This window comes from Marinobacter bohaiensis, from assembly GCF_003258515.1.
GTDB lineage: Bacteria > Pseudomonadota > Gammaproteobacteria > Pseudomonadales > Oleiphilaceae > Marinobacter_A > Marinobacter_A bohaiensis.
The window spans coordinates 255,406-272,527 of the sequence record NZ_QGEH01000004.1 but is presented as its reverse complement, the minus strand read 5'-3'; the positions used below and the strand labels follow the sequence as shown (position 1 = coordinate 272,527).

Genomic DNA, 17,122 nt, shown 5'->3' with positions numbered 1-17,122 from the left:
TCGGTTTGTTGTTGTCTCGCTATCAGCGCAAGCCGGAACCGGCCGGAGGCCGGCGCTCGCGTGTGGAAACATCGTTCGGGTCCCGGGTGGCGCTTGCGGTTTTGTAAGTAGTAAGACCTACCCGGAACATGACGGGCAGGTTAAGGAGTGAACAGGAACAGCAGAAGTTTGTGGGCGTAAAGCCTTTAAAGAATTTAAAGCGCGTTTTGTTCATAAAGTTCACAGGCAAAACGCCACCGAGTGCAGTAACCTGAAGGGCTATAACAAAGGCGTGATGCAGACGCTCCCAATACTGAAGCCCGTTCCCGACCATGCGCTGGACGTACCGAAAGCCCAAACTCAAAACCCGGATGATCCTCGTACTGGGCCTGGTTAGCGCCCTGCAGACCGGCCTGATCGGCGGGTTTGCCGGCTACTACCTGAGCGAATCCCTGTACGACGAGATCGGCCAGCGCGCGCTGATGGTCGCCAAGACCGTGGCGGCCATGCCGGCAGTGATCGACGGCGTTCAGCGGCGCGACTCCGACGAGCTGATGGCGCTGAGCGAGCGGGTGGCGCAGACCAACCAGGCGCTGTTCATCGTCATCGGTGACCACAACGCCATCCGCCTGGCCCATCCCGACCCGTCGCGCCTGGGCCATTCCATGGCCGACGACGACGGCGACTACGGCACCCGCGCGCTGGTCCACGGCGAGGGCTACGTGGCGCGGGCAGAGGGCAGTTTGGGGCTGTCCATGCGCGGCAAGGCGCCCATCGTGGTGCCCGAGACCGGCGCCATCATCGGCATCGTCTCGGTGGGCTACTCGCTGGATCAGGTGCTCTCAACCATCGCCCGCTACAACATGGTGCTCTACACGGTTATGGGCCTGATGCTGCTGGGCAGTGTGCTGGCGGCCATCGTCATCGCCGGGCGCTTCAAGCGCGCCATCTTCGGCCTGGAGCCGGAGCAGATCGCCGCCATGTTCCAGGAACGGGATGCCACCCTGCAGTCCGTGCGCGAGGGCATCATCGCGATCAACCGGGACGGCGTGATCACCACGTTCAACCGCACCGCCGTGGATACCCTGAACCTGGAGGCGGACACCCGTCTGGCGGGCCGTCCCATCGACGAGGTGCTGCCCGAGAACAACCTGACCCGAGTGATCGAGACCGGCGAATCCGCCTTCGACCAGGAAGTCTGGATGCGCGGCCGGCAGATGATCGTCAACCGCCTGCCGGTGCGGCAGGGCGGGCGCATCATCGGCGTGGTGGCCAGTTTCCGGCTGCGCGATGAGCTGGACCAGGTCAGCCGCCAGTTGACCCGCATCCAGCAGTACGCCGACACCCTGCGCAGCCAGACCCACGAGTATTCCAACAAGCTGCACACCATCGCCGGGCTGATCCAGATCGGCGCCAACGACGAAGCCCTGAGCCTGATCGGCAGCGAAGTGGACGACCACCAGGCGCTGATCCACCTGCTGCTGGAAGCGGTGCCGGACTCCGTACTGGCCGGCTGTCTGCTGGGCAAGTACAACCGGGCGCGGGAAATGGGCCTGCGCTTGGTGATCGATCCGGACAGCCAGATGGCGGACCTGCCGGACAACCTGCCCAAGGACCAACTGGTCAGCGCCCTGGGCAACCTGATCGACAACGCGCTGGAAGCCACCCGGCAGCAGACCGGGGAGGGCGGCCTGGTCCACCTGAGCATGACCGATCTGGGACACGACCTGATCTTCGAAGTGGAAGACCAGGGGCCAGGCGTTCCCGAAGACCAGCACGAGCGCATCTTCGAGCGGGGCGTGACCAATAAGCCGGATGGCGATCACGGCATCGGCCTGTTCCTGGTGCGGCAGTTCGTCGAGCGCTGGGGCGGTTCGGTGACGGTAGAGACCCTGCAGCCCTCGGGCAGCCGTTTCACGCTCTATCTGCCCAAAGTGCCAGCGGCGACAGGGCAGGATCAGGCCAAGGCAGCGTCCGCCCACTGAATGAGCGGGAGCACCGGCCGGCGTTGCGGCCGTGGCGCGGGACTGGTGTGATGGCGGGCGTACCGGATGCGGCGCTCGGGCACAACCTGAACGGCACGGACCATCCAACAAGAACGAGAGAGACCAGCGAGTGAAGACGATTCGACTGCTGATTGTGGAAGACGACCGGCAGATTGCGGAAATCCAGCGGCGTTTCATCGAGCGCATTGATTTCGTGGAGTTGTGCGGCATTGCCCATTCTCTGGCGGACGCCCGCGACCAACTGGATGTGCTGCAGCCTGACCTGGTGCTGCTGGACGTCTATTTCCCGGACGGCAATGGCCTGGAGTTATTGCGTGAACTGCGCGCCGGCGACAGTCCGTCGGACGTCATTCTGATCACTGCGGCGCGGGAGGTGGAGACGTTGCGCAGCGCCCTGCGTGGCGGCGTGTTTGACTACATCCTCAAGCCGCTGGTGTTCGAGCGCCTGCAAGCGGCGCTGCAGCGCTATCAGCAGCACCTGGACACCCTCGACAGCCTCGGCGACCTGGCCCAGCGCGAAGTCGATGCCCTGTTGCCGCGCAACACGCCGGAGACGGACGCTCCAGCCACGTCGGCCCCGCGACTTCCCAAAGGCATCGACCCGCTCACCCTGGACAAGATCCGCGATGTGGTGCGCGCGCCGGGTGACTGGAGCGCCGACGCCGTAGGCCAGCAGATCGGGGCCTCACGCACCACCGCGCGACGCTATCTGGAGTACCTGGTCACCGCCGGCGAGCTGACCGCGGAAGTCAGCTACGGCACCGTGGGGCGACCGGAGCGGCGTTACCGGTCTGTGACACCGGCCCACTAAGCGCCCTGCGCGCATCCACCTCATCGTTGACGGCCATGAAGCGCTCGGGCCGGACGGCACGCACGGCTGCCAGGTCGTCAGCTGTGCTTCCGCCTTTCCTGAAGGGGGTCCCGTCCAGACTGGATCGGGATCTGGATGACTAAAAATGCTAAGTTTGCGCAAACCGATTAGATACGCTCATGGAGGCCGGCCGTGCTGGACCGCAATCACCTTGCCATTCTGCGGGAGATCGACCGCCAGGGGTCGATGACCGCCGCCGCGGACAAGCTGTTCCTGACCCAATCGGCGTTGAGCCACACCGTGAAGAAGCTGGAGCACCAGTTGGGCACGCCGTTGTGGACGCGCGAGGGACGCAGCATGCACCTGACGCAGGCCGGCTATTACCTGCTGTCGGTGGCCAACCGGCTGTTGCCGCAACTGGAACACGCCGAGACCGTGGTGGGGCAGATGGCGCAGGGCCAGCGCGGGACCCTGCGCATCGGCATGGAGTGTCATCCCTGTTACCAGTGGTTGTTGAAGGTGGTGGCGCCCTACCTGGAGCGCTGGCAGCAGGTGGATGTGGACGTCAAGCAGAAGTTCCAGTTCGGCGGGTTGGGCGCCTTGCTGGGCTACGACATCGACATGCTGGTCACCCCCGACCCGATCCAGCGCCCGGGGCTGATCTTCACGCCCGTCCATGATTACGAGCAGGTGCTGGTGGTCAGCCGTTCCCACCGCCTGGCGGGGCGTGAGTGGGTGGAGCCGGCGGACCTGGAAGACGAGGTGCTGATCACCTATCCCGTGGAAGTGGAGCGGCTCGACATCTTCAACCAGTTTCTGCTGCCGGCGCAGACCATGCCGCGCAAACACAAGACTCTGGAAACCACCGACATCCTGCTGCAGATGGTGGCAGCCAACCGGGGCGTCGCCGCGCTGCCCCGCTGGCTGGTGGAGGAATACGCGCATCGGATGCCGCTGGTTCCGGTCCGTCTGGGGCCGACCGGCATTGCCAAGCAGATCTTCCTCGGTGTCCGTGAAGCCGAACTCGAGGTGGATTACCTGTCGGCGTTCCTGGCGCTGGCGCGCGACGTGGACTGGTGAGTGACGCAGGTGTATCGCCGCGCGTGGGTCCAATGGCTCCCGGTGCTGTCATGGAACGCTGAGTTCCAGTTGCCTGTCTACTGATTCTGTCGACAGTCCGCTATGTTTAAACGCAGGCAACAGGCACGGGATTCCCCGGCCGCTGGACAGTGTGAGGTGGACCATGAGCAACCTGAGTGAAGCGCTGGCGGGCGACTGTGATGTTGACCGCTCCTGCAGCGCCATTGAAATGATCATCCAGCCCCGCGAAAAGGACCTGGGTGGGTTCTCCGTGAGGCGTGTCCTGCCCACCCGCGAACGCCAGATGGTGGGGCCCTGGATCTTCTTCGACCACATGGGGCCGGCGGATTTCCCGGCCGGTGAGGGTATCAATGTCCGCCCGCATCCTCACGTCAATCTGGCGACGGTCACCTACCTCTTTGAAGGCGAGATCCTGCACCGGGACTCCCTGGGGAGCGTACAGCCGATACGGCCCGGCGATATCAACCTGATGGTGGCCGGTAAGGGCATTGTGCATTCCGAACGGGAGCGGCCCGTAGTAACGGCCACCGATCACCGCCTGCACGGCCTCCAACTGTGGCTTGCCCTGCCGGAAGATCAGGAAGAGACCGAACCGGCTTTTTATCATTACCCCAGCGCCGATATTCCGGCCCTGGACGTGGACGGTGTTTCCGTCCGGGTCATCATGGGGACGGCCTACGGCGTGACCTCGCCGGTCAAGACCCATTCGGAGACTCTGTACGTCGAAGCCCACCTCCAGCAAGGACAGTCTCTGGTGTTGCCGGATGCGCCCGAAAGGGCTCTCTATGTGGCCGATGGAGCGATCCGGGCCCGACAGTCCATTATTCCGCAGTACGCCATGGCGGTCTTTGAGCGCAAGGCCGGTATCGAGATTGTCGCCACGGAAGAAGCGCGCATCGCCGTGGTTGGAGGCGAGGCGTTTCCGCCCCGTTTCATGGAGTGGAATTTCGTGTCCAGCCGCCAGGAACGACTGGAACAGGCAAAAGCGGATTGGCAGGCGGGCCGTTTCCCGAAGGTGCCCGGGGACGAGGACGAGTTCATTCCGTTGCCCGGCACCTGACCGTAGGAATCCCGCGTTATCCATCACCCGGCAGTCGGAAATCCACCTCGTCCAGGGCCTCGGCAACGAAATCCAGGAAAGCCCTGACGGCCGGTAACAGGCCTCTCCGGGAAGGAAAGACCGCGTGGAAGATGCCGCCACGCGGTCTCCATTCCGGCAACACGCTGACCAGCCGCCCTTCCAGCAGGTCCCTCCCGCCCACGATCAGGGGCATCTTTATGACGCCCAGCCCGGCCAGCGCCGCCTCTCGCAAGGTGAACACATCGTCGGTGACCAGGCGCGGCTGGTGGTGGATCTGGACGGAGGCACCTTCAGGGCCATCCAGGCACCAGACGTGTTGGCCGTCCCACTGTTCGAAATCGATGCTGGGCCAGTGGGCCAGATCGTCCGGCGTGGCGGGGGAGGCTTGCGCCGCTACCAGATCCGGCGCAGCCATCAGGCACTGTGGGCTTTTCGAAAGCACCTTCATGGTCAGGCCGCTGTCCTCCAGCGGTGGATAGCGGACTCTCAGGGCGAGATCATAGCCTTCCCGGACCACGTCGACGCGGCGACTCGTCGCGTTCATCTCAATCTTTACTTCCGGATAGCGTTCCATAAAACGCACCACCAGAGGGGCGATCAGAAAGTAGATCAGCCCCGGCGGGCAACTCAACCGGATGCAGCCCTTGGGTTCGGACTGTGACCGGTCAATGACTTCCTGCGCGGCCTCCGCTTCCACCAGCATGGCCAGGCAGTGCCGGTAGTACTCCTTACCCAGTTCCGTCACGGTGAATCCCCGCGTGGACCGATTGATCAGGCGCGTATCCAGGCGATGCTCGAGTTCTGCAATCCGGCGGCTCAGACGGGATTTGGGCAGTCCCAGGGCGCGGCCGGCGGGGGCGAAGCCACCGTGATCGACCACCTTGACGAAGTAGTAGAGATCATTCAGGTCCTGCATATGTCGGCGTCCTATTACTGGAACTCAGAGTATGAAAATTGGTGCCTACTCGCGGCGTCCGGGCTGCTCTATCGTGATGGTTGATCGCTGGGTGATGACGTGCCAGATGATTGCACAGCGAACGATGCATCGGGAGACGGTCGTGATGAAAAAGATAGCAACGACATACAGCCCTCCCCGTGGCCACTGGGTTGGCGATGGGTTTCCGGTTCGAACACTCCTGTCCCATGAGCGAATGGGCGCGAGGAATACGTCGCCGTTCCTGCTCATTGACTACGCCGGGCCCGCGTCCTTTCCACCAGCTACGAGCCGGCGAGGTGTCGGCCCGCATCCCCATCGCGGCTTCGAAACCGTCACGCTTGTCTTCCAGGGCGAGTTGGCGCATCGCGACTCGGCCGGCAACGGCGGTGTGATCAGGGCGGGCGATGTGCAATGGATGACGGCGGGTGCCGGCATTGTCCATGAGGAGTTTCACTCTCCGGCGTTTACGGAACAGGGCGGTGTACTGGAGATGGTCCAGCTGTGGATCAACCTGCCAGCAAGGGACAAAAGCGCGCCTGCCGCTTACCAGACCCTCCTCAGCAACCGGATTCCCACAATCCCATTGAGTGACCAGAGTGGCGAGCTGCGCATCATTGCTGGCGAATACTGGGGGCGGCGTGGCCCGGCCAGGACCTTCACGCCCATCAACGTCTGGGATATCCAGGCGGAACCGGGCGGTCGGATTGCCCTTGACCTGCCCGAAGGGCACACGACGTTCGTGGTGGTGCTGAGCGGAACGGTCCTGCTCAATGGCTCGGACATCCTGCGTGACGCCGGCCTGGCTTCCCTGGAACGCAGCGGCACAACGATTGAGCTGGAAGCTAACAACCGGGCCCGTCTCCTGATCCTCACCGGCGAACCCATTGATGAGCCGGTGGTGGGGCAGGGGCCCTTCGTCATGAACACCCGTCAAGAGATTCAGCAGGCGATCAGCGACTTCCGGGAGGGGCGTTTCGGCCTGCTTGAGCGCTAGACCATCCGGTCTGGTGAGGTGAGTGTCCGGTCGACAGGCCGGAGAACCAAGCAATCAAAGACGCAAAATCAAAGACACAAGGAGATGGCTCATGGCTTTTCAATACAAGCGACTGGACAAAGACGACGTGGCGCTGCTGCTGGTTGACCATCAATCGGGGTTGTTGTCCCTGGTCCGGGATTTTTCCCCGGACGACTTCAAGAATAACGTGCTGGCTTTGGCGGACATTGCCAAGTTCTTCAATATTCCGACCATTCTGACCACCAGCTTCGAGGATGGCCCCAACGGGCCTATGGTGCCGGAGCTCAAGGACGCGTTCCCCGACGCGCCGTATTTTCCGCGCCCGGGCCAGATCAATGCCTGGGACAACGAGGATTTCGTAAAGGCGGTGAAGGCGACCGGCAAGAAACAGCTGCTGATTGCGGGTGTCGTGACGGACGTTTGCGTGGCTTTCCCCACTCTGTCCGCCATAGAGGAAGGGTATGAGGTGTTTGTCGTTACCGATGCCTCGGGTACCTTTAACGCCGTCACCCGGGATGCCGCCTGGCGTCGCATGGAGGCGGCCGGTGCCCAGTTGATGAACTGGTTCAGCGTGGCTGGCGAATTGCACCGGGACTGGCGTAACGACATCGAAGGCTTTGGCGGTATTCTGGCCAGCCATCTGCCGCATTACTCCAACCTGATGCAGAGCTTTGCTTCCCAGCAGAAGTAACGGTTCTGGGCATCAGGCCCACACGGAACGTGGGCCTGATCGGCACGGCGACGGACGATGAGTGATGCCATGAACGACCCACAAGAAAGAACGGAACCCGGAGCGCCCCGTGAGTCTGGGGCGCACTATGAATCCGGGCGAACCATTTTCATTCGCCACACGGTACGGCCGCGCGAACGGGCACGGTACGAAACCTGGCTCAGGCAGATCATTGAGGCGGCGGCCCGGTTTCCCGGGCATCAGGGCGTTCATGTGCTGCGACCACCCGAGGGAAGTCAGGCTTTCGAGATCGCGGTCCGGTTCTCCGGCGCCCAGCAAGCGGAAGCCTGGCTGGACTCCGATATCCGCCGGGAACTGGTCGCCGACATCCTGCCCGCACTGGAGCAGGATGAGCAGGTGGAGATCCGAACGGGCATTGATTTCTGGTTCACGCCGCCGGCATCCGGGGCCAAACAGCCGACGCGCTGGAAACAGTGGCTTGTCACCACCGCGGTGATCTGGCCGCTCACTATGGTTGTCCCACTTCTTTGGCAGCCTGTTTTTGAAGCTCTCCCGACGCTTTCCACCTGGGGCATTCGGCACGGGTTGATTGCGGGTACCATCGTGGCCCTGGTGGTGTACCTGGTCATGCCCCGAGTGGTTCGGCTGGTGGCGCCCTGGCTGTTTCGCTAGGCGATCAGTCTGCTGGCCGCCGGTCTCCCTCCAGGAAATTGGCGGTAAATACCGCCTTGCCGTGGGTTTCGAAAGACCATTTCATGGTCTCGGACAGAACCCGCATCACGTCGTCGAACTCGCCGAACACCTGGGTGCTCATACGATTTGGGTGTACTTCCAGCTCGCTGCTTTTCAACCGTTCGATGACCTGCTTGATGCAGGGTTTGTAGTCATCCTGCAGCGGGTAGTGGCTGATCTGCACGGATAGATACATGGTTCAATCTCCTCTGGCCGTGGTTCTGTGATTTCAGCCTAACGCTAGCCGGGCGGGGCGGACCAGCGTTTGTCCGTGCTTCTGCTAATCTCCCAATAAGAGGCGTGAGCAGGGAGCATCCGGATTGAGCGGTGACGAGCTGGAAATGACATGGCGGCTGCTTGCCGCATTGGGCGCCGGGGCAATCATTGGCTACGAGCGTTCGTTCCACGGTCGTCCCGCGGGCTTTCGCACCCACTCGCTGGTGTGCCTGGCGTCCAGTCTGCTGATGCTGGTCACGGTCTACGAGTCCCACTGGATCCCGGAGACCATGGCGAACGTCCGGCTGGACCCGACCCGGATGGCCCAGGGCATCATGACCGGCATCGGTTTCCTCGGGGCGGGGGTGATCGTCAAGGAAGGCCTGACCGTGCGCGGTCTCACTACGGCGGCGTCGATCTGGGTGACGGCGGCTATCGGTATTCTCGCCGGCGTTGGCTTCTACCTGCCGCTGACAGTGTCGTTGCTGATCGTCGTGGTGGTGCTGGCCCTGTTCCGCTGGGTCGAGAGCAAGGTGCCCACCCAGGGGTTCTATCATTTCGATGTGCAGCTCACCCCCTCGGCGGACATGAACGAGCAGTTCGTGCGTGACCTGATCGAACGCCACGGCTTCAGCATCGCCCACTTCAGCTACCGGGTCCACGCCGAGCGCCAGGTGCGCCGGCACAAGATGGTGCTGTGCTCGACCGACGACAGCAGCGCGGCCCGTCTGGCCGAGACCCTGGAAATCACGGAGGCGGTGATCGAGTTCCGGATTGCACCCATGCTGGGCTGATGCAACCGGAGCGAGGCGTCCTTTTGGGTGTCATGGACGTAGGAATCAGAAGAAACCCACATTACGGACGTCATTCATGCCGCCGATCCCGCTCCTGATCCCTCTGTTGCTACTCAATGCCTGCTTCGTGTTACTGCAGTGGCCTGGTGCTGCGGTGTTGCCCTGGCTGGCGGTTGAGACCCTGCTGCTGGCCGGGCTGTTCAACCTGCTGCCTGCCTCCCGCTTCAGCCTGCTGTTGGCCTGGCTGCTGGGCGCCGGGTACGCCCTGATGAGCCTGCTGGCGCTGGCGGACCTGGCGATCCACCAGGCGCTGGGGCGGTCGCTCAACCTGATATTGGATGGTGGGCTGGCCGGCAAGGGGCTGGAGCTGGTGGCGGCGAACCTGGGCGGGGCGGCGGCGTTGGTTGCGGTCCTGGTTCTGCTGCTCTGGTTTGTCGGTGTGACCTGGTTGGTAAGGACGCTGTTAATGCGCCTGCAGCGACCCCGGGTAGCGCCGCCGTTGGCCTGGGGGCTGTTGGGTGTCGGCCTGTTGAGTGTTCTGCTGGTGCCTGTGCGTCAGTCGCCAGTCGTTATTAGTGGCGCTGGGCTGCTGGCGGAGCAGTGGTCGTTGGCGCTGGAAACCCGGCAGGCCAGCCGGGCGTTCGAGCAGCGGCTGTCGGCGCCGATGGGCACGGATGGTGCCAAGCCGCTGGGCGCCCTGGCTTCCAGCAACGTGATGCTCGGCTTCGTCGAATCCTACGGTATGGCGGCGCTCAATGATCCCCGCTATCGGGAACGTATCGGGCCTCGTCTGGACAGCATGGCGCAGGCGCTGGAGCAGGCCGGCCTGGCGGTGGTCAGCGGCCGCCTGCGCTCGCCGGTGCAGGGCGGAGAGTCCTGGCTGGCCCACGCCACCTTGCTCAGCGGCCTGTGGGTGGACAGCCAACTGGACTACGACATTCTGCTGGCCAGCGGTTACCCGACCCTGATCGACGACTTTCGCCACTCCGGCCACGACACGGTGGCGGTGATGCCGGCGATTACCCGTGCCTGGCCGGAAGGTGAACGGCTGCGCTACAACCGTATCTACGACGCCGACAGTATGGGGTACGAGGGGCCGCCGCTGAACTGGGTCACCATGCCGGACCAGTACACCTGGTCGTTCTTCGAACGCCGCGTCCGGCAGCCCGGCGCGACGCCGGTGTTTGCCGAGCTGGCGCTGATCAGCAGCCATGCGCCCTGGGTACCGATCCTGCCGGTGCTGGACGACTGGCGGACCATCGGTGCCGGCCGCGTGTTCGAACCCTGGCAGGGAGCCGGGGAGGCGCCGTCAAGCCTGTGGCAGGACCCGGAGCGGGTGCGTCAGCACTATGCGCGGGCTCTGGATTACTCGCTGGCCGTGGCCACGGACTACGCCAGCCGCTATCTGCAGGACAACGATCTGCTGATCCTGCTGGGAGACCACCAGCCGGCGCCGCTGGTGACCGGCGAAGGCGCCAGCCGGGATGTGCCTGTGCATGTGATCAGTCGCCGGCCCGAGCTGCTGCAGCCGTTTCTGGACGAGGATGCGGATACGGTCCTGCCTGGATTCCGGCGCGGCACCTGGCCGCAGGCCGGGCAGGCGGGCGCCGGCATGGATGCTCTGAGGTCCTTCCTGCACGTCCACTATTCAGGGGGCGTCCGGATCAGCGGTCTCAGTCCGCCGGAAAGCGCCCGATGACCTGATAGTGCGAGCCTTCCGGTCTTCGTGTGCTGCTGAACAGGCTGACGTGGTCCACCCCGAACGGCGGCAGGCTCAGGCCTTGGTGCTGTTGCAGTAACTCGCGCAGGCCGGATGGCGGTTCGCGTTTGTCCTGTCGGGCAGCGTACTGACGGGTCCGCCGACCCCGAAAACGGGCCAGGGTGATGTGCGGGTGGTAGGCGCGGCCCTGCGGCTCGATGTCCAGCGGTGCCAGGCGCCGGTGCAGTTCGTCATGGAGTGTCGCCACCGCCGCCTCCTCGCGTACGCCGACCCACAGATTCTTGGGGTGCTGACTCGACCCGAACAGGCCGATGCCTTCGACGGTCAGGGTGAAGGGCGTCACTGTCAACCCGTGCAGCGCATCGTAGATCGCCGGCAGGTGATCGTCGTCCAGGTTGCCAATAAAACACAGGGTCAGGTGCAGTTGATCCGTGGTCTGCCAGCGTGCGCCCTTGAGGTTGCTCCTGATTGCGACCAGCGAGTGCTTGATGGCGTCCGGAAGTTCCAGGCCGACAAACAGGCGGAGCATGTCGTTCTCCATTATTTTCCAGTCCAGACCCTCACAGTTTAGCCGTAATTCGGCGGACCCGGTGAAAGTGGCCGGAGGCCCGGCTCACAGGGTCTGCGCGGGTGAAAAGCTCGTAATATAACTAATTGATTAATAAAACGTATTCCCAGGTTAACCCCGTTTCCTGAAAAGTTCCGTTAGGGTGATTGGGTGTTTCGGGCGCCACGGGAGATCGCTGACCCGTCATCGTCCGGGTAACCCAAAAGAAGTAACCAACGGGGACTCTTACGTTATGAACTACAAGACAAATCTTGCTTGCATCACGCTCCTGGGCGCTGCCGTATTCACCGCACCGGCGGTCTTGGCGCAGGACAAGCGTGACGAATCTGGTTTGTACATTGGCGGTAGTTACGGCGGGTTCAAATCCCACGGTGGTGAGTTCGAAGACGAAAATGACCTGTTTGCCGGTACCGTCGGCTACCAGTTCAACCGGTACTTCGCCCTGGAAGGCGATTACCTCGATTTCGGTGAATTCGGCGAGGACGATGACGTCAACAGCGACCTGAAAGGTCTGGCCCTGTCCGCCAAGGGTCGCCTGCCGCTTACCGAGAGCTTTGGCATTTACGGTAAGGCCGGTGCCTTTGTCTACTCCTACGATGTGGACGCCTTTGACGACAGCGAGACCTATGACGAGGTCAGTCCCTTCGTGGGTGCGGGTGTCGATTTCCGTGTCACCCAGAGTCTGACCGCGTTCGCTGAATACGACCGGTATAACGTCGAAGTGGATGAAGACGATTTCAACGGTCAGGTCACCAACGATGGGCCCGATTTCGATACGGCCCGGGTGGGTTTGAGCTACATGTTCTGATGCACCGTGTGAGCTGATTCAGGAAGGGAAGACCGCACTCAGTCATCAACGCCAGGATAGCGCTTGTGAGTGACGGTCGGAGAAGTGCCGGATGGTTTGTCTGTCCGGCACTTTTTTTATGGCTATGCGATGTCCGCATTTATGACTATTCGACGATGACCGTTCGACGTCCGCACGGCCGTGTTTTCAACAAAAAAGTGTTCGATAAATAAACAGGTCTTTGTTTTATCTCGCCTTTTCTTTCCGCTGTAAAGTTTCGTAACTTGTTGTTATTTCGCGAATTACCTACGTGCAGCCGCCGAAATTGCAGGTATAGTTAGCGCCTGAATCTAATAGGAGGTGGCTATGAATCGTGGCTCAAAAATAACATTTGTCTTGTTTGGGGCGGTCGCGCTGACAGCGTGCGGCGGGGGCGGTTCCGGCGGCAGCGATTCCGGCACGGCCGTCTCGGCCAGCGAGTCATCGGCGGGGTCATCGTCGTCCACGGGAAGCACTACGACACTGTCCGGCTGTGAAGTGGAGACGTACCAGGCTGATCTGCTGGAGCTGGTCAATGCGGCGCGCTCAGAGCCACGCATGTGCGGTGATACCCATTACGCCGCAGCTGCACCGCTGACCTACAGTTGCACCCTGGAGGAAGCGGCCCAGGCACACAGCAGTGATATGGCCACCTATAACTTCTTCAGTCATACCGGGTCGGACGGCCTGTCCGTCGGCGACCGGGTCACTGCCACGGGCTATCCGTGGAGCATCGTGGGTGAGAACATCGCGGCCGGGTACAGCTCGCCGTCCGCCGTCATGGCCGGCTGGCTGGACAGCCCCGGGCACTGTGCCAATATCATGCGGGACAGCTTCAGCGAGTTCGGTACCGCACGAGTGGCTGGTGACGGCACCGATTACGCCAATTACTGGACGCAGGTTTTTGCGCATCCGCGTTGAGCGGATTCCGGACGGGACGGACCCCGTCGATTCTCTTTTCAGCTCGCACCTTCCCATCTCGCCGCCTCCCCGATCTTCCCGCCGATCAACCATTCTCTTCTCGATCCACACGGCGACCTGTCACGCGCCCGTGCTACTCGCAGAACGGTCGGATCGAATAGAAATGACGGCATCGCAAGGCCGTTTCGCAGCGCTGCAGTTGGCCGCTGTAGGTGTTCGCGTGAGCCGTTACCCGGTTGGCGACCCGCTGCACCCAGGGCCGCTGGCGGTAGCTCTGGCGCGCAAAGCCGGTGGGGCCTTCGTGATAGGCCAGGTACAGGTCGCGGGTGTTGTCCAGGGACAGGCCCAGTTGGCGCCGGACCCGGGCGTTGTACCAGCCGATGAAATCGAGGGCGTGCTTCATCTGCGAACGTTCGGCGAACAGGCTGCCGGCGTCGGCCATGTATTCCTCCCAGGTGGGATCCACGGCCTGCGCGTAACCGAACGCCGTCGATGGACGGGCCCAGGGGATCACCCCGAAAAGATGCGTGCGGGGCGGTCGGATGTGGCTCTGGAAGGCTGACTCCTGGCGCACGAAGGCCATCTGGGTGGCGATGGGCGTGCCCCAGCGTTCCTCTGAGGCGGCGGCGTAGTCGTACCATTGCGGGTGCTGCTCGAACACGTCGCAGAGGTTGTCCGGGTTGGTCGGTGGCGAGGGCACCAGTACCCGGTAGCCACCGATCAGCCAGGACAGTCCGGCCACCAGGGCCAGCGGCACGGCGGATTCGGCAGCGATACGCAGGATGGAGCGACGTCGGGACGGGATGGTGTTCTCCGGGACTAGGGGATGCGGCCAGTATAACCCGCTTCCGCCAAGGCGGAAGCGGGCAACAACGTGTGACCGGACAACGTGTGGCCGTCAGTCCTCCCGACTGGGCGGCGCCATGAACTCGGGGCCCACCGGGTCGGTGATGTGCTCGCTGAGAATGGCGTCGATGGCCTGCATGTCTTCCTTGGCCAGGGACCAGCCTTCCACATTGGTCACAGGGTCCAGCTGATCCGGCCGACGAGCGCCCCACAGGGCCGAGGTGACGCCCGGTTGATCGATCAGCCAGCGCAGCGCCAGGGCCAGCACGTCCTTGCCGAAGTGATCGCGGGCGTAGGCGTCCAGCGCGCTGACGGCGTTGAGATACTGGGTAAAACGCTCGCCCTGGAACTTGGGATCCTTGTTGCGCAGGTCGTCGCCCTCGAACTCGGAATTCGGGTTCATCTTGCCGCTCAGCAGGCCGCGACACAGGCCGCCATAGGTGATGGTGGCGGTGTCGTTGTCGCGACAGTAGGGCAGGATGTCGGATTCAACCTCCCGCTCGAACAGGTTGTAGGGCGGCTGATCGCTGTGCAGCGGGGCGAACTCACGGAACGCGTCCATCTGGTCCGGCGAGAAGTTACTGACCCCGATCGAGCGGATCTTGCCGTCCCGCAGCAGTTTTTCCAGGGCCTGGGCGGTTTCTTCCACCGGCGTGGCCGGGTCGGGCCAGTGCACCTGGTAGAGATCGATGTGATCGGTCTGCAGGCGGCGCAGCGAGTCCTCCACCTCCCGCTGGATGCGTTTGGCACTGGCGTCACGCCAGATCTTGCCGGCGTCCTCATCCCAGTTCAGGGCCACCTTGGTCGCCAGCACCACCTGGTCGCGCCGACCGCCGGCGAGCGCCTTGCCGACGATTTCCTCGGAACGGCCAAAGCCGTAGACCGGTGCGGTGTCGATCAGGTTGATGCCCTTGTCGATGGCCGCATGAATCGTGTCGATGGAGGCCTTTTCATCGGTGCCGCCCCACATCCAGCCGCCGATGGCCCAGGTGCCCAGACCTATCGGAGTGACTTCGATGTCGGTACTGCCTAACGTCCTGGTTTTCATGGCTCCTCCTGTTGTTGAGGCGTGGTGTTTGGTTGAGGCTGCGGTGTTCTCATGGGAAGTCGTGTTTGAAAACAGCGTCCGGTATCGAGCGAGGCTTGAATCGGGTGGCCAGACACCAGCATAGCTTACGGGCTTAACCGGATCGCCGTTGGCCTATAAACGCTCTGGGGACAGCATACGCCCGGTTCAATGCCCCGGATGTGACGATCCGGACAGACAGGCGCGCTGGCGATCGGATAGAGGCCGTCAGCAAGGGACGATCAGAAAGGGGCAATCAGGCACAGGCAATCAGGCCGGTAACAAGAGAGGGGCGGGAGAGTGCCCCGCGCAGCGGCGGGGCAGGGGCATCAGTTCTGGCGGGGCGGGTCCATGGACTTGCGCAGGTGATCCATGGCACCAAGGCTGGTGAACACGTCGAGACTGGAGACCGGTGTGGCACTGCCGTCTCCGACGTAGTATTCGGGCATGTTGATCTGGGTGTCTTTCAGCGCCGGGTACATCACCTGGGCGATGTCGCGCTGGATTTCCGCCAGGTAGATGTCGCGCGCGGCCTGTTTGGCCAGCAGGTTGGCCTTGGCTACTTCCGCCTCGGCCAGGCCTTTCTCGCGGATGGCCTGGGCGGCGAATTTGGCGGCTTCGGCGTTGGCTTTCTGGATGTTGCGTTCCGCTGTGGCCACGTCCAGTTCCTTCTCTTTCTGCAGCAGCGCGACGGCCTTTTCCTTCTCCTTACGCACGCGCTCCAGTTCCGCCTGTTGACGCTCCATTTCCACTTCCTTCTGCTTGGAAATGATGGCCAGCTCCTTGGCGCGCTGGGCGTCCTGGATAGCCCGGGCCTTCACGATTTCCTTCTCCAGTTGGGCGGTCTTGGCTTCGGCGCGGGCGGTTTCCTGGGCCTGGATGGCGGTGATGCGTTTGGCGACCAGGTCCTTCTTCTTGACCAGCAGCTCGTCCAGGCGGTGTTCCGGAATCGGTCGGCCAATGGTGACCTGGCGCACCTGGATGCCATAGGCCTCCAGCGGATTGGCCAGTCGCTTCGCCTGCCCGGCATCGTCCTGGAGGATGATGTTCTTCCAGACCAGCTGGTTCTTGTGCTCCAGCCGGTCGGCGTCCGAATTCTCCGACGATACCGCCGCCAGGTCGGTCTGCTCGACTTCCACCTGGCGGCGTTCGGTCTGGTAGAGGCCGTTCTGCAGCTGGTCTTCCAACTGCACCTTGAACTTGTTCAGCCCGCCCTGGAAGAACTCTTCGCCGGTGTACTGGGTGGCGGTCACCACCGTGACGTTCTTGGCGTTCTTGAGCAGCAGGGAATCAATCAGGTTGTCGTAGCTGCGGAATTCCCGGTGCATGGCGACGATCCGCTTCGGGTCGGCCGAGAGCTTGAAGCGGAAGGTGGCCGGGATGCGCGCGGTGTAAGTGTCGGCAAACTGGACTTCCACCTCGTTGAGCTGACGCGTGGCCTTGATGACTTCGCCGTTTTCCTGGTTGCCGAAGTTCAGCGTCATCGCCTGGTTGTAGGTGTAGACGTTGGAAAACAAGGGCACCTTGAAGTGCACGCCCGGCTCGCTGAACACGCGGATGGTGCCGAACAGGGTGTCCTGCACGACGTAGGTATAGCCCAGTTCGGTGGTGAAAAACGAGGACATGGCCAGAACGATGGCCACGATGCCGCCGGCAATACCGGCGAAGTACTTTTTCAGGTTCGCCAACAGCGAACCGGAGGCCGACGACAGCCGGCTTTTGACTGCTTGATCCATGTCGATATTCCTGTGATGCGTCTTCCGTGAAGCGCGCAAAAATACACAGCTTTGCGATTTTGCGCCATATAAATCG

At 62.7% G+C, this 17,122-nt stretch carries 17 protein-coding genes; 11 read left to right on the top strand and 6 right to left on the bottom strand.

Annotation, left to right across the window (positions count from 1 at the left end; genetic code table 11):
- The first annotated feature begins 311 nt into the window (after positions 1 to 311).
- The 4 genes from DKK67_RS17865 (at position 312) to DKK67_RS17850 (ending at position 4,957) form a co-directional block, all read left to right on the top strand.
- Positions 312 to 1,964, top strand: coding sequence for an ATP-binding protein (locus tag DKK67_RS17865; RefSeq protein WP_228160698.1), 1,653 nt, complete (start codon positions 312 to 314; stop codon positions 1,962 to 1,964).
- Between the two features lie 130 nt (positions 1,965 to 2,094).
- Positions 2,095 to 2,796 carry a response regulator gene (locus tag DKK67_RS17860; RefSeq protein ID WP_111497865.1) on the top strand — a complete coding sequence of 234 codons (702 nt, stop codon included), beginning with the start codon at positions 2,095 to 2,097 and terminating at the stop codon, positions 2,794 to 2,796.
- 192 nt (positions 2,797 to 2,988) lie between these two features.
- On the top strand, positions 2,989 to 3,876 hold the full coding sequence (locus DKK67_RS17855; RefSeq protein ID WP_111497864.1) for a LysR family transcriptional regulator: 888 nt from the start codon (positions 2,989 to 2,991) through the stop codon (positions 3,874 to 3,876).
- Positions 3,877 to 4,039: 163 nt separating this feature from the next.
- Positions 4,040 to 4,957 (top strand): pirin family protein, encoded by a 918-nt coding sequence (locus DKK67_RS17850; RefSeq protein ID WP_111497863.1) that lies wholly within the window; start codon positions 4,040 to 4,042, stop codon positions 4,955 to 4,957.
- 16 nt (positions 4,958 to 4,973) lie between these two features.
- Here the strand turns inward: DKK67_RS17850 and DKK67_RS17845 are convergent, their stop codons facing one another.
- Complete coding sequence (locus DKK67_RS17845; protein WP_111497862.1) at positions 4,974 to 5,894, bottom strand: LysR substrate-binding domain-containing protein; 921 nt, start codon at positions 5,892 to 5,894, stop codon at positions 4,974 to 4,976.
- A gap of 145 nt (positions 5,895 to 6,039) precedes the next feature.
- Here DKK67_RS17845 and DKK67_RS17840 point away from each other — a divergent pair, with 145 nt between their 5' ends.
- The 3 genes from DKK67_RS17840 to DKK67_RS17830 all read left to right on the top strand — a co-directional run bounded on the left by DKK67_RS17840 (position 6,040) and on the right by DKK67_RS17830 (position 8,293).
- Positions 6,040 to 6,909: a pirin family protein gene (locus DKK67_RS17840; RefSeq protein ID WP_111497943.1), complete on the top strand. Its 870-nt coding sequence runs from the start codon at positions 6,040 to 6,042 to the stop codon at positions 6,907 to 6,909.
- Between the two features lie 91 nt (positions 6,910 to 7,000).
- Positions 7,001 to 7,621 (top strand): isochorismate family cysteine hydrolase YcaC, encoded by a 621-nt coding sequence (gene ycaC, locus DKK67_RS17835; RefSeq protein WP_111497861.1) that lies wholly within the window; start codon positions 7,001 to 7,003, stop codon positions 7,619 to 7,621.
- Between the two features lie 57 nt (positions 7,622 to 7,678).
- Positions 7,679 to 8,293, top strand: coding sequence for an antibiotic biosynthesis monooxygenase (locus DKK67_RS17830; RefSeq protein WP_228160697.1), 615 nt, complete (start codon positions 7,679 to 7,681; stop codon positions 8,291 to 8,293).
- A 4-nt stretch (positions 8,294 to 8,297) separates the two neighbouring features.
- Here the strand turns inward: DKK67_RS17830 and DKK67_RS17825 are convergent, their stop codons facing one another.
- Positions 8,298 to 8,549 (bottom strand): YkoF family thiamine/hydroxymethylpyrimidine-binding protein, encoded by a 252-nt coding sequence (locus DKK67_RS17825; RefSeq protein WP_111497860.1) that lies wholly within the window; start codon positions 8,547 to 8,549, stop codon positions 8,298 to 8,300.
- Positions 8,550 to 8,694: 145 nt separating this feature from the next.
- Between DKK67_RS17825 and DKK67_RS17820 the strand changes: the two genes are divergently transcribed.
- On the top strand, positions 8,695 to 9,363 hold the full coding sequence (locus tag DKK67_RS17820) for an MgtC/SapB family protein (protein ID WP_228160696.1): 669 nt from the start codon (positions 8,695 to 8,697) through the stop codon (positions 9,361 to 9,363).
- Positions 9,364 to 9,439: 76 nt separating this feature from the next.
- Complete coding sequence (locus tag DKK67_RS17815) at positions 9,440 to 11,062, top strand: alkaline phosphatase family protein (protein ID WP_228160695.1); 1,623 nt, start codon at positions 9,440 to 9,442, stop codon at positions 11,060 to 11,062.
- Here the strand turns inward: DKK67_RS17815 and thpR are convergent.
- Complete coding sequence (thpR, locus tag DKK67_RS17810; RefSeq protein ID WP_162628868.1) at positions 11,037 to 11,612, bottom strand: RNA 2',3'-cyclic phosphodiesterase; 576 nt, start codon at positions 11,610 to 11,612, stop codon at positions 11,037 to 11,039. The genes DKK67_RS17815 and thpR overlap by 26 nt on opposite strands.
- 271 nt (positions 11,613 to 11,883) lie before the next feature.
- Between thpR and DKK67_RS17805 the strand changes: the two genes are divergently transcribed.
- Entirely contained in the window at positions 11,884 to 12,459 is a 576-nt protein-coding gene (locus DKK67_RS17805; RefSeq protein ID WP_111497857.1) for a porin family protein, read from the top strand.
- 516 nt (positions 12,460 to 12,975) lie between these two features.
- Positions 12,976 to 13,398 (top strand): CAP domain-containing protein, encoded by a 423-nt coding sequence (locus DKK67_RS17800; RefSeq protein ID WP_228160694.1) that lies wholly within the window; start codon positions 12,976 to 12,978, stop codon positions 13,396 to 13,398.
- 133 nt (positions 13,399 to 13,531) lie between these two features.
- On the opposite strand, the gene DKK67_RS17795 is transcribed toward DKK67_RS17800, so the two are convergent.
- The 3 genes from DKK67_RS17795 to DKK67_RS17785 all read right to left on the bottom strand — a co-directional run bounded on the left by DKK67_RS17795 (position 13,532) and on the right by DKK67_RS17785 (position 17,046).
- Entirely contained in the window at positions 13,532 to 14,155 is a 624-nt protein-coding gene (locus DKK67_RS17795) for a transglycosylase SLT domain-containing protein (RefSeq protein ID WP_111497855.1), read from the bottom strand.
- Positions 14,156 to 14,296: 141 nt separating this feature from the next.
- On the bottom strand, positions 14,297 to 15,292 hold the full coding sequence (locus DKK67_RS17790) for an aldo/keto reductase (protein ID WP_111497854.1): 996 nt from the start codon (positions 15,290 to 15,292) through the stop codon (positions 14,297 to 14,299).
- Positions 15,293 to 15,639: 347 nt separating this feature from the next.
- Positions 15,640 to 17,046, bottom strand: coding sequence for an SPFH domain-containing protein (locus DKK67_RS17785; protein ID WP_111497853.1), 1,407 nt, complete (start codon positions 17,044 to 17,046; stop codon positions 15,640 to 15,642).
- Positions 17,047 to 17,122 lie beyond the last annotated feature (76 nt).